Annotated in this window: 19 protein-coding genes; 5 read left to right on the top strand and 14 right to left on the bottom strand. The window is 71.8% G+C overall.

The annotated features are described in order from the left end of the window. Window positions 1-9 precede the first annotated feature (9 nt). The 3 genes from ABT026_RS21070 to ABT026_RS21060 form a co-directional block, all read right to left on the bottom strand. Entirely contained in the window at window positions 10-1356 is a 1347-nt protein-coding gene (locus tag ABT026_RS21070; RefSeq protein WP_351116315.1) for an MFS transporter, read from the bottom strand. An 80-nt stretch (window positions 1357-1436) separates the two neighbouring features. Beyond that, entirely contained in the window at window positions 1437-2267 is an 831-nt protein-coding gene (locus tag ABT026_RS21065) for an SDR family NAD(P)-dependent oxidoreductase (RefSeq protein ID WP_351116313.1), read from the bottom strand. Then, entirely contained in the window at window positions 2264-3742 is a 1479-nt protein-coding gene (locus tag ABT026_RS21060) for a flavin-containing monooxygenase (protein ID WP_351116312.1), read from the bottom strand. The genes ABT026_RS21065 and ABT026_RS21060 overlap by 4 nt, the downstream gene beginning before the upstream one ends. Window positions 3743-3917: 175 nt before the next feature. Between ABT026_RS21060 and ABT026_RS21055 the strand changes: the two genes are divergently transcribed. Then, a complete protein-coding gene (locus ABT026_RS21055; RefSeq protein WP_351116310.1) occupies window positions 3918-5069 on the top strand; it encodes an RsbRD N-terminal domain-containing protein in 1152 nt (383 codons plus the stop codon). 191 nt (window positions 5070-5260) lie between these two features. Here ABT026_RS21055 and ABT026_RS21050 read toward each other — a convergent pair whose 3' ends face one another. The 5 genes from ABT026_RS21050 to ABT026_RS21030 all read right to left on the bottom strand — a co-directional run bounded on the left by ABT026_RS21050 (window position 5261) and on the right by ABT026_RS21030 (window position 10581). Next, entirely contained in the window at window positions 5261-7327 is a 2067-nt protein-coding gene (locus ABT026_RS21050) for a HEAT repeat domain-containing protein (RefSeq protein ID WP_351116309.1), read from the bottom strand. A gap of 140 nt (window positions 7328-7467) precedes the next feature. Next, window positions 7468-7683, bottom strand: coding sequence for a hypothetical protein (locus tag ABT026_RS21045; protein WP_351116308.1), 216 nt, complete (start codon window positions 7681-7683; stop codon window positions 7468-7470). A gap of 58 nt (window positions 7684-7741) precedes the next feature. Further along, a complete protein-coding gene (locus ABT026_RS21040) occupies window positions 7742-8245 on the bottom strand; it encodes a hypothetical protein (RefSeq protein WP_351116307.1) in 504 nt (167 codons plus the stop codon). 211 nt (window positions 8246-8456) lie between these two features. Further along, a complete protein-coding gene (locus ABT026_RS21035; protein ID WP_351116306.1) occupies window positions 8457-8960 on the bottom strand; it encodes a GNAT family N-acetyltransferase in 504 nt (167 codons plus the stop codon). Between the two features lie 79 nt (window positions 8961-9039). Continuing rightward, window positions 9040-10581, bottom strand: coding sequence for a GH39 family glycosyl hydrolase (locus ABT026_RS21030; protein ID WP_351116305.1), 1542 nt, complete (start codon window positions 10579-10581; stop codon window positions 9040-9042). 289 nt (window positions 10582-10870) lie between these two features. Between ABT026_RS21030 and ABT026_RS21025 the strand changes: the two genes are divergently transcribed. Beyond that, window positions 10871-12163 carry an ABC transporter substrate-binding protein gene (locus ABT026_RS21025; protein WP_351116303.1) on the top strand — a complete coding sequence of 431 codons (1293 nt, stop codon included), beginning with the start codon at window positions 10871-10873 and terminating at the stop codon, window positions 12161-12163. A gap of 100 nt (window positions 12164-12263) precedes the next feature. On the opposite strand, the gene ABT026_RS21020 is transcribed toward ABT026_RS21025, so the two are convergent. Together ABT026_RS21020 and ABT026_RS21015 are read right to left on the bottom strand one after the other, a co-directional pair. Next, window positions 12264-13322 (bottom strand): LacI family DNA-binding transcriptional regulator, encoded by a 1059-nt coding sequence (locus ABT026_RS21020; RefSeq protein WP_351116302.1) that lies wholly within the window; start codon window positions 13320-13322, stop codon window positions 12264-12266. Between the two features lie 148 nt (window positions 13323-13470). Next, complete coding sequence (locus ABT026_RS21015; RefSeq protein WP_351116300.1) at window positions 13471-15006, bottom strand: glycoside hydrolase family 43 protein; 1536 nt, start codon at window positions 15004-15006, stop codon at window positions 13471-13473. Between the two features lie 660 nt (window positions 15007-15666). On the opposite strand from ABT026_RS21015, the gene ABT026_RS21005 reads away from it, so the two are divergent. From ABT026_RS21005 to ABT026_RS20995, 3 genes are all read left to right on the top strand, one after another. Further along, window positions 15667-16341 (top strand): lytic polysaccharide monooxygenase auxiliary activity family 9 protein, encoded by a 675-nt coding sequence (locus tag ABT026_RS21005; RefSeq protein ID WP_502968020.1) that lies wholly within the window; start codon window positions 15667-15669, stop codon window positions 16339-16341. 346 nt (window positions 16342-16687) lie between these two features. After that, the gene (locus tag ABT026_RS21000) at window positions 16688-17455 is read left to right on the top strand and encodes a calcium-binding protein (RefSeq protein ID WP_351116297.1); all 768 of its coding nucleotides are present in this window, start codon (window positions 16688-16690) and stop codon (window positions 17453-17455) included. Window positions 17456-17619: 164 nt separating this feature from the next. Continuing rightward, window positions 17620-19023: a cellulase family glycosylhydrolase gene (locus tag ABT026_RS20995; protein ID WP_351116296.1), complete on the top strand. Its 1404-nt coding sequence runs from the start codon at window positions 17620-17622 to the stop codon at window positions 19021-19023. A gap of 78 nt (window positions 19024-19101) precedes the next feature. Here ABT026_RS20995 and ABT026_RS20990 read toward each other — a convergent pair whose 3' ends face one another. The 4 genes from ABT026_RS20990 to ABT026_RS20975 all read right to left on the bottom strand — a co-directional run bounded on the left by ABT026_RS20990 (window position 19102) and on the right by ABT026_RS20975 (window position 22848). Further along, entirely contained in the window at window positions 19102-19626 is a 525-nt protein-coding gene (locus tag ABT026_RS20990) for a hypothetical protein (RefSeq protein WP_351116294.1), read from the bottom strand. A gap of 87 nt (window positions 19627-19713) precedes the next feature. Further along, window positions 19714-20751 carry an aldo/keto reductase gene (locus ABT026_RS20985; protein ID WP_351116293.1) on the bottom strand — a complete coding sequence of 346 codons (1038 nt, stop codon included), beginning with the start codon at window positions 20749-20751 and terminating at the stop codon, window positions 19714-19716. Between the two features lie 118 nt (window positions 20752-20869). Beyond that, the gene (locus ABT026_RS20980) at window positions 20870-21694 is read right to left on the bottom strand and encodes an NADPH-dependent oxidoreductase (RefSeq protein ID WP_351116291.1); all 825 of its coding nucleotides are present in this window, start codon (window positions 21692-21694) and stop codon (window positions 20870-20872) included. A gap of 59 nt (window positions 21695-21753) precedes the next feature. Then, entirely contained in the window at window positions 21754-22848 is a 1095-nt protein-coding gene (locus ABT026_RS20975) for an LLM class flavin-dependent oxidoreductase (protein WP_351116289.1), read from the bottom strand. Between the last annotated feature and the right edge of the window lie 346 nt (window positions 22849-23194).

The following is a 23194-nucleotide window of genomic DNA, read 5'->3' as shown; positions in this document are numbered from 1 at the left end:
TGTCGCCGATCACCGCGTCGCCGTCGCGTCCGCGAGCTGATCGATTCCGCAGCGCCGCTGGATGAGCCAGGCGACGGCCATGAGGACCGCCGGCACGACGGTGAACCCGAGCAGTACGGCCTGGACGGCGCCCGCGCTCTGCGTCACGCCCTCCCCGTCGACCGCGGCCGCGAAGCCGCCGACGGCCAGCACGGCCGAGTAGACGTACGGGCCGGCGGCGGTTCCGACGGCCTCGGTGGCCGTCCATACACCGGTGTAGGCGCCCGCCCGCGAGTGTCCACGGCGCTCGGCCGCGGCCACGACGTCCGGCACCATCGAGAACGCCAGCAGCTGAAGCCCGGCGAAGGACGTGCCCAGCAGCGCGACGACCACGACGGTGACCGCCACCGGCACCCGGTCCCCGGCGACGAGGACGACACTGCCGAGGACGAACAGCAGCTGGGCGAGCAGCAGCCCGCGCTGCTTGCCGATCCGCCCGGAGACACGGAGCCACACCGGCGACGTGATCATCGCCGGGCCGAGGAACGCGCCCATCAGGACAGCGGTCAGGCCCGAGCGGCCGAGGACGTGCTCGGCGTAGAACGGCACGGCGGCGAGCACCAGGTGGGTGGTCGTCCCCGTGAACAGGTAGGAGAGCACCAGCAGCCGGAAGCCTCGGTCGGCCCAGGCGAGCCGCAGGTCGGCGAGGGCGGACTGGGAGTGCGCGGTGGGCTCCCGGAAGCCGCAGGTGTCGTTGAGACGGCGGACGCCGCGGATCGCCACCAGCGCCGTGACCAGCATGAGGGCGGCGAACACGAACGCCATCCGGGTGTAGCTGCCGCGCTGCTCGTCGGAGACCAGCACCGGGGCCAGGACACCGGCCACCAGCAGGCCGACGGTGAGCAGCACCATCCGCACCATGAAGACGCGGGCGGACTCGTGGGAGCCGACCCGCAGGTCCGAGGGCGTGGTCAGGTAGGGCACCTGGAACGCCGCGAAGAGGAGGTTGCCGACGACGTACCAGGCGGCGACCCAGACGGCGGCCGGCGTGCCGTGCAGCCCGCCGGGGACGGTGAACATCGCGATCATGGCGGCGCCCAGCAGCAGACCCCAGCGCATCATCCCGCGACGGTTCCCCCGCCGACGGGCCTGACGGTCCGAGAGGGTGCCGAAGACGGGGTGGACGACGGCGTCGACGACCTTGGGGATCAGCAGCGCCAGGCCGGCGATCAGCGGCGAGACGCCGAGGGTGTTGGTCAGGAAGTACAGCAGGAGCAGGCCCGGGACCGTCACCCAGGCGCCCATGCCGAGTGAGCCGGCGGCGTACCGCAGCAGCGGTCCGCGCCCGGCCCGTGCCGACTCCCCGTCCTCCGCCAAGACGGTGCCCGGTCCGACGGCGGTGCCCGGTCCGACGTGGGAGCCCGGTCCGTCGTGAGCGGGAAGCGTGTCCGGGGCCCTCACTCCGCGGCCTCCGCGTGGCGCGCCACCGCACCGGCCGCGAGCTCGGCGTCGCGGAAGGCGCCCGACCGGATGCGGGAGGAGAAGGTGCGCCGCACGATCCGGTCGGTCAGCGACGGCAGGTGACGGGCGAGGAAGAACTCCACCGCACCACGACGCGTGGTCGGCAGGTCCCGGAGCGCCCGAGGGGAGAGGGCGGCGCGCAGCACGGTGTTCACCACGCCCTCGAGCGGCTCGTACGAGCTCATGCCCTCCAGCGACAGGCCGGCCCTGGCGGTCGAGTCGTGGATCGGGCTGCGCACGGCCGACGGGTAGACGCAGGTGACGCCCACGTGCGTGCCGAGTTCCAGGCGCAGCGCGTCGGCGTAGGCGACCAGGGCGCGCTTGGACGCGCCGTACGCGGCGGCGAGCGGCAGCTGCATGACGGCCATCCGCGAGGTGAGCATGACCACGCGGCCGCGCGAGGCGACGAGCGCCGGAACGCAGGCCGCGCTGACGCGCCAGGTGCCGAGCAGGTTGATGTCGAGCTGGCGCCGGACCTCCTCGCCCGGCGGCAGCTCGGCCGGGGCGGGGCCGCCGATGCCGGCGTTGTTGATCAGGATGTCGAGCCCGCCGAGCTCCGCCAGAGCGGTGGCCACGGCCGCGGGCACGGCGGCGTCGTCGGTGAGGTCGCAGGGGACGACCGTCATCGGGTCGTCGTCGCGCGGCGCGACGTCCAGCCCGACGACGTGCGCCCCCCGGCCGATCAGCTCGGTGGCGAGCGCCCGGCCGAACGTGCCGGAGGCGCCGGTGATCAGGACGCGCAGACCGGTGGCGTTGCGCAGACTCATGCGGAGACCTCGTCGGTGGTGGGGGACGCGGTGGCGTCGGTGCTGGTGCTGGTGCTGGTGCTGGTGCTGGTGGTTGTGCCGGTGTCGCTGCCGGCTTCGTTGCCGTCGCCGGTGGCGGCTCCGGTGCTGGTGAGACGGGGCTCGAACGCGCCGCCGTGGACGGCCAGCCGCTTCCTGCCCGCGGCGAGCTCGCGCGGCACGGAGGCGATGTAGGCGTCGAAGTCGATACGCATCGCGGGGCGCTTCTCGCCCCACCGCGCCCGGGCGTCGCGCAGCGTCCGGTCGGCGATGCGGCGTCGCTCGTCGACGTCCGGCAGGGCGTAGCGGCCGCCGAGGTGCGCCGCGACGAGCTTCGCCTGCGCCTCCACGACGGGGAGCGCGGCGCCGGTGGACTGCATCAGGCCGACGAAGGCCAGGCTCGGGTCGTCGAGGTGGAAGACGCGGTGGTGCAGGCGCAGTTTCTCCGGGTCGGCCCCGATCCAGCGGTCGGAGAGGAACGGGATGGTGACGCGGTAGCCGGTGGCCCACACGATGGTGTCGACGCGCTCGGCACTGCCGTCGGTGAAGACGACGCGGTCGCCGTCGAGCCGCTCGATCCCCGGACGTGCCACCACCTCGCCGTGGGTCAACCGGTGCAGGATGGTGTCACTGATCGTCGGGTGGTTCTGGAACAGGCCGCCCGCCGGGGCCGGCAGGCCGTAGTCCTCGGGCCGGCCGACCGCGACACGCAGCATGGTCTCCGCCAGGCGCTGGCGGATCCGCCACGGAAGCCCGGCGATGGCGCCGCCGGTGGCGTCGGCAGGGCGGCCGAAGAGGTACTTCGGGACGATGTGCACGCCGTGCCGGGCCGAGAGGAGTACCGGCGAGGCGGCCACGTAGGAGGCGTCGACGGCGATGTCCATGGCCGAGTTGCCCATGCCGACGACCAGCACGTGGCGGTCGCGGAAGACCTCCGGGTCGCGGTAGTCGTGGGCGTGCATCTGGACGCCGTCGAAGGTCCCGGGGTAGCCCGGCTCGGGCAGCCGGGGGTCCCAGTTGTGGCCGTTGGCGACGACGACGGCGTCGTACCGCTCCGCGCCGCCGTCCTCCGTAGTCACCGTCCACGCACCGGCCCGGGCGCCCGTCTCCTCGCGCTCGACGCGGGTCACGGTGCTGCCGAACCGGATGCGCCCGGTCACGCCGAAGGTGTCGGCGTAGTCGGCCAGGTAGCCGGCCACCAGCGACGCCGACGGGTAGTCGACCCAGTCGGTCGGCATCGGGTGGTCGGCGAACTGGGTCCGGCCCTTGCTGGTGTTCAGGTGGAGCGAGTCGTACGCCGGGGAGAGGCCGCTGCCGTTGTGGCGGTCCCAGAGACCGCCGGGCCGGTCGCCCTTCTCGTAGGTGACGACGTCCGCGCCGATGTCGAGCAGCGCCTTCGTGGTGGCCAGGCCGGCGGCGCCGGCGCCGATGACGGCGACGCGGGCGGGATTGCTCATGCGCGTTCCTTCTCCTGTTCCGGGTGGTGGGACCGACGGCTCGGGCGGCTGGGCCGGGAGCTTCGTCTGGTGGCGGTCACAACGCTAGGTCGCCCCACCTCCTCGCGGACTGGCCGCGGCCACCGCGTTCGAGGGCTCGATTGTGGCCCGCCACAACCTGTGGAACGATGCAGCCGTGAAGGCGGAGGAGCACGACTGGCAGGCGTTCGTCGACCTGATCGAGCGGGTGCTCGCCGACGAGGACCTGCTCCCGCAGGTGGTCGCCGCGGTGCGCAGCCACGTGCAGGAGTCGGCCACCCTGCCGGTCTCCGACATCACCGGCCACACGAGGGTGCTGCTCACCGCGGCCGCCCGTGCGCTGGCCGGCCGCCGGGCCCCGACCGAGGCGGAGTTGACGGTCGTCGAACAGCTCGCCGTCACCCGCGCACGGCAGGGCATCCCGATCGACGTGGTCCTCGGCTCGGTGCGGATCTCCGAGCGCGCCATCTGGGCCCGCGCGCGCGAGCTGTCCGAGGCCGCCGGGATCCCGGCCGAGCGGGTGCTGGACGCCCGCGAGCTGTACGACGACTGGGCCGACGCCGTGCGCGCACGGCTGATCCGCGCCCACCGGGAGGCGCCCCGCCAGCACGACGGCTGGGACCGGGACGCCGAGTCGATGCGCCGTCTGCTCGAGGGCGGTTCGGCCGCGGCTCTCGCCGCCGCCGAGCGGGGCTTCACCTCCGGCACCGGCTTCTGGGTGCTGGTGACCCGGCCCGGCGACCCCGCCTCCGCCACGGCGCTGCGCCGCCTGACCGAAGGACGCTCGACCGAGGGCGGTGGGCGAGGGCTGGCCGCGGTGGTCGACGACACCCTGGTCGCCGTCGTGGCCGGCCGTCCGGCGTTCGGCTCCGGCGGGGCCGGGCAGGTCGTCGGCATCGCCGGCCCGGTCGTGGCCGAAGAACTCGGCCTCGCGCACCGGCTGGCGGCGGCGACCGTCCCCGCCGCGGAGGTCTCCGGCCTGTCCGGGCCGGTCCACATCAGCGCCGTCGCCCCGGCCGTCGCGCTCCTGTCCCGGACCGACCTCGCCGCCGCCCTCACCGCGCACCACCGTTCCGGCCACGCCCAACTCGGCCCCGCCGCGGGCGCCGTCGCCCGCACCGTTCGCGCGTGGCTCGAGGCCGACCGCGACGCCGCGTCCGTGGCCCGCACCCTGTACGTGCACGAGAACACCGTGCGCAACCGCGTCCAGCGCTTCTCCACGGTGACCGGAATCGACCCCCACAGCACCTTCGGCGGGATCACCGCCTGGTGGCTGTGCCACGCCTGGACGGTCGACGCCGGGGCGTAGGCGCGGAGCTCGTCACCACGCTCCGCCGGGTCCTGGCCCACCACGGAGCCCGTGGACCGGAGGCGGCCCGGGCCACGGCAGGCCAGGCGCAGTCCTCGTCGCATCGCCCCTGCGGATCTGAGCAGCCATGTCCGGTGCGATCACCGCCGAGTCGGCAGAGCGTGGGGTGTCCTCACGCGCGGCACCCCGGTTCAGGCGAGCCGCGCGACGAGAGCCTGGCAGCTTCGCCGGAGCGCTTCGTCCTTGGTGAGGTCCGCGTACCGGTCGCGTTGCTGCCGGGCGAGTTCTTCGAGGAGCTGAGGAAGGGCGGGTCGGGCCGCAAGCCCCATGCGGTTCAGGCAGGCCACCACGAAGGTGGCGGTCGCGTGGTTCCGCTGCCAGGCTTCGAGGAGGACGTCCAGGACGGTGGCGGTCTCTTCCTCTCCGGCGATGTCCCAGACGGCGGCGGCGCTGTGGACCCGGACCCACTCGTAGTCGTCGGAGAGCAGTTCGCGCAGACGGGGCAGGGCGGTCGCGGCGGGGCGGCCGATGTCGCCGAGCACGTCGGCGACCGTGGTGTCCTTGCCGCTGTCGAGCATCTCCAGGAGCGGGGGCAGGACTTCCTCGTGGTCGCGGCCGATCGCCCACAGGGCGGCGACAACTTCGGACCGGAGGTTGCCCGGTGAGCCGGTCAACGCGCGAATCGGACCCAGAGCCGCCGCGGCGACGGTGCCGAACCCGGCGAGGGCCCGCACCGCCGATCTCGTGACGCCACCCTGCTCCTGCCGCACCGCCTCGGCCAGTGTTTCCGCGATCACCGGGACCGCCACCGGGTCGCCCAGACGGGACAGTGTCGAGAGCAGCGCGTTGACGCTCATGTCGACCCACTCCTGCGACAGGTCCACGCCGTGCAGCCGATCGCACAACCGCGGGGTCAGTTGCCCGGCGGACTGTGGCAATGCGCCGGCGACCTCCACCGCCCGCCAGGCGTCCACTCCGCTGTCCAACGCGAACAGCAGGTCCGGCAGGGCACGGTCGTCGCCGACCCGGGCCAGGGCCCGCACCGCCTCCTGGTGCGCGCGACGCAGCTGAGGCCGCTCGGACGCCCACACCTGTGGTCCGTACGCCTCCCGCTGGTCGGCGACCTTCGCCGCCAGCGCCTCACGTGCCGGACCGGCCAGCGCGGCGCAGCTGGAGAGGAGGGCGCCCGCCTCCGCGGCGACGTCCGGATGCGGCGATTTCAGCTGGTCGGCGACCAGCAGAATCAGCCGGGTATGGTCGCCGCGCCAGCCCTTCATCAGGGTGCCGCTCATCCGGATCGCATCGAGACGGGAACCGAGGTCAGGGGAGCGCAGCTGTTCTTCGAGCAACTCGGTGCGCTCCCGAACCCGCCAGGCCAGCGCCTCGTGGAAGGAGCTCAGCAGGCCGGTCGTGGAGGAATGGACAGTGTTCTGCCGCTCCATGTCCTCGAACACGGCCGCAACCTGCGGGGGGACCCGGGCCTGGGCGGCAGCAGGGGCCTTCTCGGTGGGCGGATCGGCCCAAGTGTCCACCGACACCGTGCCGTTCGCCGATTCGCGCAGCAGGGCGATCGCGGTGGGCACGACGCCGGCGTCGACGGCCAGGGGCGCGCAGCGGACACGCTGAACGACGGCCGCCAGCCGGATCAACGGACCGGCGCCCTCGTCGACGGCCAGAGCGGTGAACCAGGCCACCGCCTCGTCCTTCGCCTGCGGCAGGCGCAAGGCCAGTTCGGCGGCCGCGTCCAGTATCGCCGGCAGAACCACCGCCTCGTCCTCCATGGCCAGTCGATCCCGCAGCACGGCCAGGGCCCGTCGGGTGTCGTCGATCAGCAGCCCCACCGCGGGAAGGGCAGCCCGGCGGACCCGGACGTCGTCGTCCGCCGCCCACCCCACGAAGGCATCGGCCCGCTCCCGGAGCACGGCCGCGGCGCCGACGTAGTCGACGACGTCACCGATGTACTCGCTCTCGCACCGTTCGACACTGGTCCCGGCGATGCCGACCAGCAGGCGCACGATGGCGTCTCTGCCGGGCGTGGTCTCGTCGGCGACCAGCTCGAAGAGGAACGGAAGGCTTGCGGTGGTACAGGCGTACACGTCGCCCTGATGGTGGACGGCGCCGTAGTACCGGTCGAGGGCCTTGTCGCGGACCTCGGCGTCCGGGGAGCGGAGCGCGGTCAGCAGGTCGGGGATCTCGTCGGCGGTGCCGTATGCGTGGTCCATCGACGACCAGTCGATGTCGTGCAGTCCGTTGAACATGCGGGCACTATGCCGGGTCGCACTGACGCGGGCCGAGTTGCTGGGTCTCCTGGTTGTGATCGCCGAGTTCTCCGAGTCGGTCAGCGCGTGCAGGTCTGCACCCGCCGGGAGGTCCCTGCGGAGGCAGATGGGCGGGCGGGTCAGCAGTCGGGGCAGCGGCGCTTGGCGATCCAGGTGCGTTCACCGATGTCGACGGTCACCGGGCGGTCCTCATCGACGGGCGGGAAGGCCACGCCGTGGAGGACAAGGCGGGCCCAAGCGGGGTTGTCGAGGTACTCCGGGGAGATGTGGTGGCAGCCGGGGTGGTGGGCGTAACCGGTCGGGGAGATGAGGATGATCTGGCGGGCGTCTTCCACGCGGGTGCTCCTTGCTCGGTGGGCGGGCCCGCCCGGTGTGGGCGGGCCGGTGGTGTGTTCACGCGGTTCGGCGTCGGCGGCGGCGGAGGAGCAGTTCCGCGGCCAGGAGCACCGCGGTACCGCCGGCCACCGCGGCCCACACCTCAGGGCTCGTGCCCGAGTCGTGCCCCGAGTCGTCCGTGCCCGAGTGGTTCGTGGCCGTGCGGGTGACGGTCAGGCGAACCGGGGCACTGTTGTCGCCGGCGACGGGGTCCTTCGACGCGGCCTCCGGGTAGAGGATCCTCACGCTGCCCGGGCGGTCGTCCCGCGCGACGATGCGCAGGGTGAACGCGAACGTCTGTGGCCGGCCGACGGTGTTGGACAGCTCGCAGACGTAGGTGCGGTCGTCGTCCGACCTGGCGCAGTGCTGCGGGTCCCCCTCCTCCGCCAGTTCCGGGTCGAACGGCACCTTGGTGACCCTGGCGCCCGGAGGCACCGTGAAGACCACCGCGGTCTCCGATTCCCGCGACATCCCCGGGCCCTTGTTGACGTAGCCGACGACGACGCGGCGCTCGTCCCCCACCCGGCCGGTGATCTCGGCCCCGATGGCCGCGTATGGCGGGGCCGGCTTCGGACGGGGCCGCGCTCAGGAGGGTGATCAGTGCGCCGAGGATCAGGAGGGCGCACCGGTCCGTTCGAGGGCGTATGCCTGACATCCCTGCATTCTGGCCGCTGCCCGGTGGCCGGAACCAGTGGTTGCCGTCGACCGGAGGGAGGGGGACGGCAACGGTGCCTTACGTGTCGGAGTGCTCCGGCAGGGCGAGCCATTCCTGCCAGGAGATCTCGCGGCCGACGAAGCGGGGTCGCTGGAACGGCCACTCGGCGGTGATCCACCGCGGCACCAGTGCGTCAAGACCCTGCTCAAGCTTGCTGCCCACGAGTTCGTCCACCACCCACCAGGAGATCTCGGCGTCCGCGCCGGCCCTCTCCGGCGGATCGATGTAGACGCAGCCGAGCAGAGCCGTCTCAGCAGCGTCGAACAGTGCGTAGTTGAAGGACCCGTGTGCGGCGATCTCCTTCTCGTGCCGCAGCAGATCGGCCTGGTCGGCCTCGTAGGTCATGGTGGCGGCGGGCCAGCCCCAGGCCGGGCCGTAGATGTCCCACAGCCGCTCGCGTGAGCCCATCACCGCCGGATAGTCCAGCGGGGTGTCCGTCTCCCGGATCGGCCGCAGGTGATGACCGCCGTCCGGCAGCGGTACCAGTACGGGGTGGACGAAGTCTTCGGGCAGCCAGCTCATGGGGCCGACCGTAGCAGCGCGCGGCCGTCAGCTCTCCCGAGTTTTTCCGGGGCGGCGGGCGCCCCCCGGAAGGGGGGCGTCACACCCCGGGAGCCTCAGCCTCCTCGGCGCCGCCGCCGAAGAGGCGGTCGTCACTCCACCATGGCGGCGTCTCGTCGACGACCGGGGTGAGCTCGAGCAGCGTCACCCCGTTGCGGCCCAGGACCAGATCCACGTCCGCCCGCCCTTCGGTGACGGGGACGCTCCGGTGCGAACGGGCGGGTTCGGCCGCCTCGCGGAGCGCGTCGAGCAGGCGGTGGCCCGGCGCGAGCGGCCGTCCCATCTCGCACCAGGCCGCCCACGCGTTGCCGGCGTCCTCGCTCACGGAGAGGCGGCGCGCGTAGGCGGACCCGCGGGGCCCCGGCGCGCCGACGGGCAGGGACAGCCGGACCGTGTGGCCGCCGACGGGCTCGCCGCCGGCCGGGTCGGCCGGCGCCCACGCCAGCACGGTGACCCTGCCGTCGTCGTGCCGTGTCACCAGGTGGTCCTCGCCCCGGGCAAGGATGTGTGCGCCCATCTCGGCCATGAACGCGTACAGGTGGTAGGTGGGCTTCTTGATCTGGCGGTGGGTCAGCAGTCCGAAGCCGCCGTGGAAGGGAGCGGTGGGGATGCCCGTCTCCTCGAAGACGTCGCTGAAGGTCCAGTAGGAGAAGGAGTCCGCGTGGTCGCCGCCGGTCGCCAGGACCGGGGCGAGGTAGGCCGCGTGGAACGCCGTGTCGTGGATCGGGTTGTCAGGCCGGTAGGAGGAGTTGAACTCGGTGATGTGCACCGGCAGGTCCGCGAGGCCGGTGCCCGCCAACTGCTTGCGGGGAGCGCCGAACTGCTCGAGCAGTGCCGAGGCCGGCATGAGGGTCTGGTGCGTTCCGAACGGCACGTGGTCTTCGGGCCCGGACGAATAGGCGTGGCGGCTCACGAAGTCGATCGGCAGGTCGCGCTCCTCGACGAACTCGGCGAAGCGAAGGATCCACTCGTCCTGGTAACCCGGCGCCAAGGACGGTCCGCCGACCTGGAGTTCGGCGTCGACCTCCTTCACGGCCAGCGCGGTCACCTCGTACAGCCGGTGGTACGCGTCCTGGTCGGCGGCCCAGAAAGGGGCCAGATTGGGCTCGTTCCACACCTCGATCGGCCAGCGGCGCACCTGGTCCAGGCCGTAGCGGTCGGTGAGATGCCCGAGGACGGCGCGGACGAGGTCCGCCCACTCCTTCTCGTCGCGAGGGGGAGTGACGTTCCCCTTCCACCAGAACACGGTCTCCTCGCCGGAGGCGAGCCCGGACGGCATGAAGCCGAGTTCGAGGAAGGGCGCGACGCCCTTCTCCAGGTAGGCGTCCACCACCTGGTCGAGGTAGGTGAAGGCGTGGCGTACGTGCCGCCCGCCGGCGTGCTGGTAGGGGCGGTGGATGCCCATCCCGTCGCTGAGCAGGCCGTGCCCGCGGATGAACCGGAACCCGATCTCCCGCTGCACGAGGTCGAGTGAGTCCTGGTAGTCACGCCGCAGCGCGAGGTCCAGCCGGCCCGTGCCCACGCAATGACGCCAGGCGTCGGAGAGCCGCGCCGTCGGCCGGCTGGGAACGACGATCCGCATGGTGGCAACGGTCCTTTGCTGCGGGCTGCTGGGGGGGGGCGGGGGAGTGGCCTGGCCGGTCGTGCTCCGTGAGAGGTTCTGCGCACCCTAGGGAGCCGCCGAAAAGGGTGTCAAGGTCTCCGGCGCCGCGCCCACCCGCTCCAGTAACGATTCAGCAATCTGCGCAAACTTTGGGTAGTAACCACCCTGTTCGACACGGTAGACATTGCCGCGACTTGACGGACGGCCATTAGTTTGCGCAAAAACTGCGGCTTGTGGTCTCCATGACGACAGATCAGGGAGTTCCACGATGATCAGGAAGACACGCTGGGAAACCGTTGCCGCGGTGGGCGTGGGCATCGCCCTCGTCGCCACCGGCTGCGCGGGCGGCGACACCGACGGCGGGGCCTCGTCCGGGGACAGGATCACGTTGACGTTCTGGGAGAACGCCATGCCCGGGCCCGGTGACGACTACTTCAAGGCGGCCGTGAAGGAGTACGAGGCGCTGCACCCGAACGTGAGGATCAAGCTCCAGGCGATCCAGAACGAGGACTTCGACGGAAAGCTCCAGACCGCTCTCAACTCGGACACCGCGCCGGACATCTTCCTCCAGCGCGGCGGCGGCAAGATGCGCGCCATGGTCGAGGCCGGCCAGGTCCAGGCGCTGGAGCTCACCGACACCGACCGGGCGAACACGGGGGAGGCGGCCGTCGCGGGCAACACGATCGACGGCAAGGTCTACGCGATGCCGACCGACACGCAGCCCGAGGGCATCTACTACAGCAAGGACCTCTTCGAGAAGGCCGGCATCACCGCGCCCCCGAAGACGATGGCGGAACTCGAGGACGCCGTCGCGAAGCTGAGGAAGAGCGGCGTCGCACCGATCGCGGTCGGGGCCAAGGACGCGTGGCCGGCCGCACACTGGTACTACAACTTCGCTGTGCGCGAGTGCAGCCAGGACGCCATGAACAAGGCCGCCGAGTCGCTCACCTTCGACGACCCGTGCTGGACCAGGGCCGGTGAGGACCTGGAGGACTTCCTCGAGACCGACCCCTTCCAGAAGGGCTTCCTGACGACTCCGTCGCAGCAGGGCGCGGGATCGTCGGCGGGCATGGTCGCCAACCACAAGGCGGCCATGGAACTCATGGGCACCTGGCAGCCCGGTGTGATCGCCAACCTGACCCCGGACAAGAAGTCGCTCCCCGACCTGGGATGGTTCGCCTTCCCCGCGGTCGAAGGCGGCGAGGGCGACCCGACCGCCCTGATGGGCGGCGGTGGCGGCTACTCCCTGTCCAAGGACGCACCGAAGGCGGCCTTCGGCTTCCTCCAGTTCCTGGTCACCAAGGACCAGCAGAGGGCCTACGCGAAGGCCTTCTTCACGATCCCGGTGAACAAGGACGCCCAGGACGTCGTCACCGAGTCCTACAACGTCTCGGCGCTCGAGGCCTTCAACAAGGCGTCCTACACGATGATGTTCCTGGACACCGTGTACGGCCAGAACGTCGGCAACGCCATGAACACCGCCGTCGTGAAGGTGCTGGCGGGCAAGGGCACCGGCGCCGACATCCCCAAGGACACGACCGCCGCCGCCGCCAAGGGCTGAGGCCGGCGCACGACTCCCCGCGACGGCGGTCACCGGCCGCCGTCGTGGGGAGGCCGCCGGCCGGACCGGTGACCCCGCAGTGCCCCTTCGTCCCGCGCTGTTACGTGCGGGTCGCCGCGGAGGCCGGGGCGCGACCGCAGGAGGCGCGGACGACCAGCTCGGTGGCGAGTTCCATGCCGACGGGGCGGCGCGCGCCCTCGGCCCCGTTCCGGGAGAGGTCGAGCAGGAGGCCCACCGCCGCGGCACCCAGTTCGGCGCTCGGCTGCCTGATGGTCGTCAGCCCCGGGGTGACGCACTGCGCCTCGGGCAGGTCGTCGAAGCCGATCACACCGATGTCCTCGGGCACGCGCAGCCCGCGAGCTGTCAGCGCGTCGTAGACACCGAGGGCCATCGTGTCCGAGCACGCGAAGATGCCGGTGACCCCCGGGTCCTTGTCCAGCAGGGCGTGGGTGGCGGCCGTCGCCTTGGCCCGGTCCCACCCGCCGTGCACCACGGACACCGTGGTCCCGCCGCCGGGCGCCGTCTCGGCGGCCGCGCGGAACCCGTCGACGCGCGCACGGCTGTACAGGTGACGGGCATGGCCGGCCACGACGCCCAGTCGTCCGTGGCCGAGGGACAGGAAGTGCTCGGCGGCCATGCGGCCACCGTCCCAGTTCGCCACGCCGACACTCGCCACTCCGGCCGGCGGCTTGCTCATCGGGTCGATCAGCACCACGGGGGCGCCTGCCGCGTAGAGGGCGTGCAGGTGGCGCGAGTTGGGGTCGACCGGCATCGCGACGATGCCCACGCTGCGCCTTCTGAGGACCCGCGTCGCCCAGTCGGTGTGCGGCTCGGCCAGCGTCAGCACGACGTCCAGGCCGGCCGCCGCCGCCTCGCGCCCGATTCCGGCCGTCACCAGATTGGCCCAGGAACCCTCGAAGTGGGTGACCACCAGGGTGAGCACGTTGGACAGACCGCTCTCGTCCCGCTCACTCTCGATCTTGGCCCCGCCCCGGCGGGTGTAGCCGACCGCCTGTACGGCTTCCATCACCCTCGCCCGTGTCTCGGCCGAGACGTCGGTTCCGCCGCGCAGCACCTTGGACACGGTGGGGACACTCGTACCGGCGGTCTCGGCGACCAGTGACAAGGTCGGACGCGAGCCGACGGGTCGAGGCGACATGCGGACAGGCTATCCAGCCGGTGATGCGTTCGGGACAAGGGGGCGGGGCCGTCACGGCTACGCGTGCCGGGGCCACGACCTGGGGCGGGGCACGGCAGCCGCGGGGCCGGGGCGCCGCCCGCCCCGGCCCGGGACGCGCCTTCGCGTCTCAGGCGGAGGGTACGGGGGCAGGAGCGTAGGCGTACCAGTCGAAGGCGACCGTGCCCTCCGTGGCGTACATGCCGATGACACGGCCGGTGAATCCGCAGGCGACCTCCGTGGACAGATAGCGACCGTCCAGCTCGGCGAGCGGCCGGGCGTCCTCGGCGTCGGGATCGCCGACCCAGAAGGCGATGGTGTCCGGGCCGGTGGTCCCGCCGTCGGTGAGTTCGGGTGACGCGGGCACGAGATCGGACGTCCGGATCGTGACGGTGAGGGTCAACGGCCCGGGCGGGACCGGCCGGGAGGCGACGGTCTGGCGCAGCGGCCCGATCCGGGCGACGACCCCCGCCTCACCGTCGCCGACCTCCAGCTCGTAGTGGTGGGCCTCGTCCAGGCGCACGGCCAGTCCACCGCGTCCCGTGCCCGGGTCGACCGACACGCCGACACGGCAGTCGTGGTGCTGCTGGCGGCGGCCGACGAAGGTGTAGCCCGGGCGGTCGAGCGTGGTTCCGGTGGCCCGCAGGGTCAGCCGGCCGGGCTGTTCTGTGAGCGACCAGGAGCCCTCCGGGCGGGCGAACGGCGAGATCCAGTGCGGAGCCAGAACGGACCCGTCGAAGTCGTCGCGAGCGGGCGGCTGCGCCACGGGGTGCCAGGCGCCGCCCGGTGCCGCGTGACTCTCGGGAACGGGCGTGACGACGGGCCAGCCGTCGGCGTCCCACTCGACCGGAGTCAGGAACGTCTCACGGCCGAGCACGTGCACGTCGGGTGTGAAGCCGCGGGGCCGGACGCCGAGCAGCACCATCCACCAACTGCCGTCGGGCGCCCGCACCAGGTCGGCGTGACCGGTGTTCTGGATGGAGCGGCCGGTGCCGCTGTGCGACAGCAGGGGGTTGGCGGGCGCGCCTTCCCAGGGGCCGCGCGGCGAACGGCTGCGGGCGACGGACACACTGTGGCCGCGTTCGGTGCCGCCCTCCGCGATCAGCAGGTACCACCAGTCGCCGATGCGGTAGAGGTGCGGCGCCTCGGGGAACTTGAGGCCGCTGCCCGACCAGGTGGGGAACGGCCCCTCGAGCACCTTCCCGCCGACCGGGTCGATCCTGGCCATGTTGATGCCTCCCGCGGGCCCGGAGAAGGCGCACCAGCAGGTGCCGTCCTCCTCCCACGCGAGGTCGGGGTCGATCCCGTGCAGATCCAGCCACACCGGGTCGCTCCACGGACCCTCGGGCCGCTCGGCCGAGACGACGAAGTTGCCGCCGCCGTCGATGTTGGTGTTGACGACCCAGAAACGACCGTCGTGGTGACGGATCGTGGGAGCGTACAGGCCACCGGACGCCTTGGCGCCCGGGAGCGGCAGCGGCAACTGGGCCGGGCGGTCGAGAACGTTGCCGATCTGCTCCCAGTGCACGAGGTCCCTGCTGTGGAAGAGCGGCAGCCCCGGGAAGTACTCGAAACTGGAGCACACCAGGTAGTAGTCGTCACCCACCCGGCACACGCTGGGATCGGGGTGGAATCCGCTGATGACCGGGTTGTCGTAGGTGGGCACGGAACGCACTTCCCTTCAGGCCGCCTGGCGCCGACGAGTGTTGCCGCCGGGCGAGTCTAGGCCGGACCGCCGCGGAACGGAGCGACAGCCCGGTCCCGATGCAGCTCGGGCATGACAACCTCGGTTCCCTTCGACCGCAAACATTTCGCCACCGGTGCGAAGCGCTCCGGTCGGTGATACAGCCCGTGCACGAGCACCACAGCGGTCACTTCGTCTCATCTCCTCACGCCGTGTCGGCCGTCTTCGCCGCACGCCCTGCCGTGCACTTCCTGCACGGGAAACGACTTCTCCCGCAGCGAGGTCCCCGGAGGAGAGGCCCGCTTGTCGTCCTGGCCGAAACGCACCGGATCCGGCCTTCGAGCACATCAAGCCGCTGTGGCCGGTCCACGTCGTCCGGAATCCGAAGGGTCAGGCGCCCTCCCGCGTCGGTCTGGACGGTGCCGGCGAGGCGCTGCTCGCGGAGGGCCTGCATGCGGTCCGCGACACCCGGAGCCGGAGAGCGTGGCCGCGACCCCGCTCACGGCAGAGGCAGAGGGCGACAACTCCCTGTTCACCGCTGCTTCTGCAACCAATTTTGTTTGCTCCATTGACATTTCATTCATGTGTCGTAACGCTGGGAGCGCTCCCACAGTGCATCCAATTGGAAGGAGTTCCCCCCACATGCGCACACAGCTTCCGTTAGCCGGGCGGTCCCGGTCGGCTCTCCGACGACCTCTCCAGGCGCTGGTCATGCTGTTCGCCGTGGTCGCCGGCGCGCTGGCCTGGTCGGCCCCCGCCCAGGCTCACGGCACCATTGTCGGTCCTGCCACCCGCGCGTACCAGTGCTGGCAGAAGTGGGGTAGCAACCACACCAACCCCGCCATGCAGACCGAAGACCCCATGTGTTATCAGGCCTTCCAGGCCAACCCTGACACCATGTGGAACTGGATGAGCGCCCTCCGCGATGGCCTCGGCGGCCAGTTCCAGGCGCGGACCCCCGACGGGACGCTCTGCAGCAACAACCTCTCCAGGAACGCGAGCCTGAACAAGCCCGGCGCCTGGAAGACGACCAACCTCGGCAGCAACTTCTCGGTCCAGCTCTACGACCAGGCGTCGCACGGTGCCGACTACTTCAAGGTCTACGTGAGCAAGCAGGGGTTCGACCCCAAGACCCAGACCCTGGGCTGGGGCAACCTCGACTACATCACGCAGACCGGCCGCTACGCCCCGGCACAGAACATCTCGTTCAACGTCAACACCTCCGGCTACAGCGGCCACCACATCGTGTTCGTGATCTGGCAGGCTTCGCACCTCGACCAGGCCTACATGTGGTGCAGCGACGTCAACTTCACCTGAGCCGGCCGAGTTGAGCTGAGCTGAGCTGAAGAACGCCGCACGTGGCACCGGTCTGCCGGGCGCCGGAAACCCGCCGCCCGGCAGACCGAGCCCCGTCGGGGCAGGGGACCTCGCGGTCACTCTGCCCCGGCGGGGCTTCCTTGCTCCTGGCGCGCACCCGGCCCGCAGGCCGTGGCCCGGCTGTCGGCTCGACGCCGTCCCCTCGCCGGCCGGCCCCGGCACCGAGCGGTCGCCGCGACTTCGTCAACCCGCCGCGGTTGTCGCGCCGTTCGGCCTGCCCTCCCGGGGTGTGCCGTGCCGCAGACAGCCCGATCGATCCACCGCCCCCACACCGAAACGAGGTCCAGTGAACCTACACCGCGTGACCGTCGGCGCGGTCGCCGTGGCCCTGCTCGCCACGGGTGTTGCCACCGGTCCGGGAATCGCCGCCCCCGCGGAGGCGAAAGCGAGCGTCGGCGCCGACTGGGCCCGCCAGTCGATCGTCTTCACCGCCGCTCCGGGCCAGGCCAACAACCTCCAGATCTTCTCCATGTACACCGCCGAGGGGATCCGGCGGATCGGCTTCAGCGACGTGGTCCCGCTCCGGCCCGGCGACCACTGCGCGTACTCCCGGGCCGAGGACCTCACCTCCGTGGTCTGCGAACTGCCCGTCGAGGGCCCCCGCCCCGACAGGATCGACGTCTTCCTCGGTGACGGCGACGACACGATCGCCGCCTTCGACCCCGCGGTCGGCACCGTCAGCGGCGGACCCGGCGACGACGAACTGCACGCCCACACCGCGCGGACGGCGCGGGGCGACGCGGGGGACGACATGGTCATGGGGTCGGGTGCCCTGTACGGCGGCGACGGCATGGACGACCTGATGGGCGACCATGCCGACCAGCGGCTGTCGGGCGGCCGGGGCGACGACATGATCCAGGGGTACGGCGGCGACGACGTCGTGTACGCCGGCCAGGGCGACGACCACGCCATGGGCGGGGACGGCCGCGACATCGTCCTCGGCGGACCCGGCGACGACACCTTGGACGGCGAGGGCGACGACGACCTGCTCCTCGGCGGCTCCGGCAAGGACGTCCTCACGGGCGGACCCGGCCGCGACATCGTCCTCCCGTAGCGCACGGCGGCAGCATGCGTCGGCCGTTCCTCGATGGCCGGGCACTCGATGGTCAAACATCTGTACGCCGATCACCGCACCGGTGTACGGTCTCGCCTCGACGGGCGCTGGGAGCGCTCCCATCCCGTTGTCCCCCCTCCCCCCCACACACGAGGAGATACGCCTTGAAACGCTTGACAGCCTTAGTGGCAACCTGCGCGACGGGTCTGGGCCTCATAGCGCTGAGCGCTCCCCAGGTCTCGGCCGCCACCGGCTGCAAGGTCGACTACACGATCAGCAGCCAGTGGCAGGGCGGCTTCCAAGCCGGCGTGAAGGTCACCAACCTGGGCGACCCCGTCACCGGCTGGAAGCTCACCTGGGACTGGCCGGACGCGGGACAGAAGTTCGTCCAGGGATGGAACGCCACCCTGTCGCAGTCCGGCTCCACGGTCACCGCCGCCCCGGTCGACTGGAACCGCACACTGGCCACCGGCGCCGCGGCGGACATCGGCTTCGTCGGCTCGTACACGGGCGCCAACCCGAAGCCCACGTCCTTCAAGCTCAACGGCGTGGCCTGCACGGGCTCCGTGGACCAGTCCCCGACCACCCCGCCGCCCACCGACCCGCCGACCAGTCCGCCGCCGGCGACCGGTACCCCCGTGGGCATCAACGGGCAGCTGCGCGTCTGCGGCGTGAACCTGTGCAACCAGTACAACCGACCCATCCAGCTGCGGGGCATGAGCACCCACGGCCTGCAGTGGTTCAGCAAGTGCTACAACACCGCGTCCCTGGACGCGCTGGCGAAGGACTGGAAGTCGGACCTGCTGCGTACCGCCATGTACGTGCAGGAGGACGGTTACGAGACCGACCCGGCGGGCTTCACCAGCAAGGTGAACAACCTCGTCGACCAGGCCGAGGCCCGCGGCATGTACGCGATGATCGACTTCCACACGCTGACTCCCGGCGACCCGACCTACAACCTCGAGCGCGCCAAGACGTTCTTCAAGTCCGTCGCGACCCGTAACGCCGCCAAGAAGAACGTGATCTACGAGATCGCCAACGAGCCCAACGGGGTGAGCTGGGCGACCATCAAGAGCTACGCGGAGCAGGTCATCCCGGTGATCCGGGCCGCCGACCCGGACGCCGTCGTCATCGTCGGCACCCGTGGCTGGTCCTCGCTCGGCGTCTCGGACGGCGCCGACGAGAGCGAGATCGTCAACAACCCGGTGAACGCGACCAACATCATGTACGCGTTCCACTTCTACGCCGCCAGCCACACGGACAGCTACCGCACCGTGGTGAACCGGGCGGCCACCCGGCTCCCGCTGTTCGTCACCGAGTTCGGCACCGTGACCTACACCGGCGGCGGAGCGGTGGACCGGGCCAGCACCACTGCCTGGTTCGACCTCCTCGACCGGCACAAGATCGGATACGCGAACTGGACGTACTCCGACGCCGATGAGGGCAGCGCGGCGTTCAAGCCGGGCACCTGCAACGGCAGCGACTACAGCAGCAGCGGCGTGCTGACCGAGTCCGGGGCTCTGCTGAAGAGCCGCATCAGCACCGCGGACTCCTTCCCCACCAGCTGACCGTCGGCGGGGCTCCGGCCGGCCCGGAGCCCCGCCCACCAGCGACAGGGAGTCGCGGACCGTCCCGCACGACAGGGCTCAGGGCAGATCCGGCAGCAGAGCCAGCCACTTCTCGGCCGCCTCTCTCGCCGGACTGCCGCTGGGCAGATGCTGTTCGACCCCCTGTGCGGCTGTGAGCATGTTCTTGATTCTCCTCAGCCGCAGAATCTCCGCCCGGGGAAGCTCACGCCACTGCGACGTCTCGGTGGCGACCTCGTCGTAGGCCATTCCGCACTTCTCCGTGAGGTACCGGAACAGGTTTTCCGGATCCCTGTCCGGATCACCGGTTCCGGGACCCAGGGCCTTGATCGCGGCTGCCCTCAGCCGTACGACGTCGACGTGCTTCCTGGCGTCGTCGTCGTGGGCGTGGGCGTACTTGAGAGTGACGGCCGTGGCGGCCAGACGGGCCCAGCGCAGGCGGACCGCGTCGCCGAGGTCCGCCTGACCCATCCGGGTCGTGCCCAGTTCACGCAGGGCCTCCCAGATCTGGTCCTCCGGGCGGACGCCCGCAGGCCTTGCGGCGAGACGCTCCAGACGGTCGAGCGGGACCAGGCTGATGTCCACGTTCCCCTCCCACGTCACGGCGCCCTGCCGTCACGGTAGAACGGGACGCGCACCGGGGTGGGACGGTTGCTCCCACGGCCCGGTGCGTCAGGCGGGCAGGCCCGTGCCGTGGACGCCGAACTCCTCGATCACGGCGAGGTCGTCGTCCGTGAACTCCGGGCCGCGCAGCGCCTGCAGGTTGTGGTCGAGCTGCTCCGTGGAGCTGGCGCCCATCAGCGCCGAGGTGACGGCGGGGTTGCGCAGCACCCACTGGAGGGCGAGCTGGGCCAGCGACTGGCCGCGGTCCCGGGCGAGCTTGTCGAGCCGGGCGGTGCGGTGCCGGTAGGTGTCGTCGATCTGCTCGGGCTTGAGGAAGTCGCTGTTCCGGGCGCGGGCGCCGTCCGGGATGGTCTCGAGGTACTTGTCGGTGAGCAGGCCCTGGGCCAGCGGTGAGTAGACGATGAGACCGAAGCCCTCCTCGATCGCCAGGTCGGCGAGGCCGTCGCGGTCGATGCCGCGGTCGTAGAGGGAGTAGCGCGGCTGGTGGATGAGCAGCGGCACGCCCTCGGCCCGGAGCAGCCGGGCGATGGCCTCGGCTCGGTCGGGCGCGTAGTTGGAGATGCCGACGTACAGGGCCTTGCCCGACCTGACGGCCGTGGCGAGCGCGCCGGCGGTCTCCTCGAGCGGCGTCGTCGCGTCCGGCCTGTGGTGGTAGAAGATGTCGACGTAGTCGGTGCCGAGGTCGCGCAGGCTGAGGTCCAGCGAGGTCAGCAGCGCCTTGCGGCCGCCACCGCGGAGGTTGGGGTTCGGACCGAAGACGCCGCCGGCCTTGCTGGAGAGGATCAGCTCGTGGCGGTAGGGCGCCAGGTCCCGGCGCAGCACACGTCCCAGGGTCTGCTCGGCGGCGCGGTGGGGCGGGCCGTAGCGGTTGGCGTTGTCGATGTGGGAGATGCCCAGGTCGAAGGCGTGCAGGATGATGTCGCGCTGCGTGTCGTAGGAGTGGTCCGTGCCGAACTTCTGCCACAGCCCCAGAGAGACGGCCGGCAGGTGGAGCCCGGACCGTCCGGTGCGGCGGTAGGGCAAGGAGTCGTAGCGGGTGTCGGCCGCCTTGAAGACGTTCTCGTAGTGGGGGTACTGCTCGCTCATCATGTGCTCTCTCTCGTAACGGGTGTCGCTGGTGGCTGGTCGCCGACTGCGGGTCGCTGGTGCCACCGCTGGGTGGGCGGGTGCTGGGCCCGGTGGGCCGGCGTGGCGTGCCGGGAGATCAGCGGGAGGGCAGACCGCGGCGTTCGAGGATGCCGCGGAGCCTGTCGCGTCCCGCCATGGAGGAGGCGCCGGCGAGGCGGGCCAGGACCCGCTCCGTCCAGGCGCCGGTGAGCCCGTGGGCGCGGTTGTAGGCGGCCAGCCGCTTGTCGTACGCCGGCAGGTCGGCGTCGGCCTCGGGGGCGTTGTAGGTCTCGCGGTGCAGGACGGCGGTCTGGGGGAGGCGCGGCTTGACGCCGGCCTCCTCGGTGGGGTCGGGGCGCCCGACCGCGAGCCCGAAGACGGCCACGCTGTGCGGCGGGAGGCCCAGTTCGTCGGCGAACTCCTGGGCGTGGTTGCGCACCGCGCCCACGAAGACCGATCCCAGACCGAGCGACTCCAGTGCCACGACCGCGTTCTGGGCGGCCAGGGCGGCGTCGATGACACCGAGCAGGGTGGACTCCAGGTAGACCGTGGCGTCGAGCGGCTTGCCGTTGCGCTCCGCCAGGCGGTGGTTGCGGTCGAGGTCGGCCACCCACACCAGGAACAACGGCGCCTCGGCGATGAACTCCTGCCGGGCGGCCAGGTCCGACAGCCGGCGCCTGCGCGCCGGGTCGGTCACCGCGATGACGCTCCAGGCCTGGAGGTTCGAGGACGTCGGCGCCGACGAAGCCGCGGCCACGACGGCCCGCAGTTCCTCCTCGGTGACGGGGCCAGGCAGGAACGCGCGCACCGAACGGTGGCGCAGCTGCTGCTCGATGACCGGCGAGGTCGCGCCGAGGACGAAGTCCGGGTCACCGTAGCGGGCGCCCGCCCGGTTGACCGTCGGGGAATCGGTGAGGGTCATGCGCAAAGGCTCGCTTTCAGGAGAGAAGGGGAGGAGAGAGGAGGGGGCCGGGGGGCGGTTCAGGCCTCGGCCGGCGTGCTCTCGAGAGCGCGCAGCTTGGGCAGCAGCTCGTCGCCGACGCGGATGATCTCCTGCTTGTAGGGAGTGTCCGAGAGGACGAAGTGCGAGATGCCGAGCTCCCGGTAGCGCCGCAGCGCCTGGGCCACGTCGTCGGCCGAACCGACCAGCCAGGTGGTCCCCGCTCCGCCGCCGCCCACCCTGCCCGGCGCGGTGTAGAGGCAGGTGTCGAGCACGTCGCCGCGCTCGGCGAGTTCGAGCAGACGCTGCTGGCCCACCGCGGCCCCGCGCCCGCCTCCGACGGCCCAGCCGGGACCCTCCACGCCCCGCTTCGCCATGGCGGCCACCCGGGCCTCGGCGTCCCGCCACGCCTCCTCGGTGGTGTCGCGGACGAGTGTGGTGATGCGCAGACCGAACTCCAGCGGCTGGTGCCGCCGTTCCACCTTGGCCTCCAGCTTCCGCAGGCGCTCGATGCGCTCGGCCAGGCCCTCCAGCGGCTCACCCCAGAACAACTGCACGTCCGCCTCGGCGGCGGCCACCCGCTCGGCAGGCTCGGACGCGCCGCCGAAGTAGAGGGTGGGGTGCCGGTCGGGGTAGCCGTCGGGGTGCGGCAGCACGGTGGAGTTCTCGACGGCGAAGTGCTCGCCCCGGTAGGTGACGTTCTCCTCGGTCCACAGGCGTCGGACCAACTGGAGGAACTCGCGGGTGCGCTCGTAGCGGTTCGCCGGATCGGTGTGGTGGTCACCGTAGGCGGCGAGGTTGTCGAGGCCGCTGACGATGTTGACCAGCACGCGGCCGCCGGTCAGGTGGTCGAGTGTGGCGGCTGAGCTCGCGAAGTGCGCGGGCTGCCAGTAGCCGGGCCGCACGGCGATCAGCGGCTTGAAGGTCGTGGTCCGTGCGGCCAGGGAGGCGCCCAGTGTGAACGTGTCGGGGCGGCCCCAGCCGGTACCCAGCAACGCACCCTCCCAGCCGTGTTCCTCGGCGGTGCGGGCCAGGTCGGTGGAGTGGTCGAGGGTGCCCCAGCCCTGGTCCTGGCCGGTGTCGTCGCCTCGGTGGCCCGGCTCGATCTGGTTGGGGATGTACCAGAGGTAGCTCATGTCGGTGACCTGTTCGGTGTGGGTGCTGGTGGAGTGGAGCGGGGCCGATCGGCTTCGTGCGCGGGCATGCCTCGGTGACGGCGCGAGCCGCCAGCAGGGGCGAGCGGGGATGCGCGGGCAGCGGCGCGCCCCCGAGGGGCGGTGCGGGGGAGGAGTCGTCGCGTACGCGGACCCACGATTCGCGGTTCGCGGCTCGCCGGACGACGCGCCGTGCCCTGCGGTGGAGGCGACCGGAACGCGGCATCGCGCCGGGATCATCGATGACGCGGTGGTTCACGCCGCCCCGGCGAGCGTGCGGGAACACGCGGCGGCAGCGGTGTGAACGGGAGGAAGCGTTACCGAAGTT

Origin of the sequence: Streptomyces sp. NPDC002734 (assembly GCF_040295685.1) — a bacterium.
GTDB lineage: Bacteria > Actinomycetota > Actinomycetes > Streptomycetales > Streptomycetaceae > Streptomyces.
Note: the sequence above shows the minus strand (reverse complement) of the source record. Positions and strands in the feature narration are given on the sequence as shown.

Coding starts and splice junctions, on each gene's coding strand:
- ABT026_RS21065 (WP_351116313.1), bottom strand. CDS start 2,267: ATGAGTCTGCGCAACGCCACCGGTCTGCGCGTCCTGATCACCGGCGCC.
- ABT026_RS21060 (WP_351116312.1), bottom strand. CDS start 3,742: ATGAGCAATCCCGCCCGCGTCGCCGTCATCGGCGCCGGCGCCGCCGGC.
- ABT026_RS21050 (WP_351116309.1), bottom strand. CDS start 7,327: ATGTTCAACGGACTGCACGACATCGACTGGTCGTCGATGGACCACGCA.
- ABT026_RS21035 (WP_351116306.1), bottom strand. CDS start 8,960: ATGAGCTGGCTGCCCGAAGACTTCGTCCACCCCGTACTGGTACCGCTG.
- ABT026_RS21030 (WP_351116305.1), bottom strand. CDS start 10,581: ATGCGGATCGTCGTTCCCAGCCGGCCGACGGCGCGGCTCTCCGACGCC.
- ABT026_RS21025 (WP_351116303.1), top strand. CDS start 10,871: ATGATCAGGAAGACACGCTGGGAAACCGTTGCCGCGGTGGGCGTGGGC.
- ABT026_RS21020 (WP_351116302.1), bottom strand. CDS start 13,322: ATGTCGCCTCGACCCGTCGGCTCGCGTCCGACCTTGTCACTGGTCGCC.
- ABT026_RS21005 (WP_502968020.1), top strand. CDS start 15,667: ATGCGCACACAGCTTCCGTTAGCCGGGCGGTCCCGGTCGGCTCTCCGA.
- ABT026_RS20985 (WP_351116293.1), bottom strand. CDS start 20,751: ATGAGCGAGCAGTACCCCCACTACGAGAACGTCTTCAAGGCGGCCGAC.
- ABT026_RS20980 (WP_351116291.1), bottom strand. CDS start 21,694: ATGACCCTCACCGATTCCCCGACGGTCAACCGGGCGGGCGCCCGCTAC.
- ABT026_RS20975 (WP_351116289.1), bottom strand. CDS start 22,848: ATGAGCTACCTCTGGTACATCCCCAACCAGATCGAGCCGGGCCACCGA.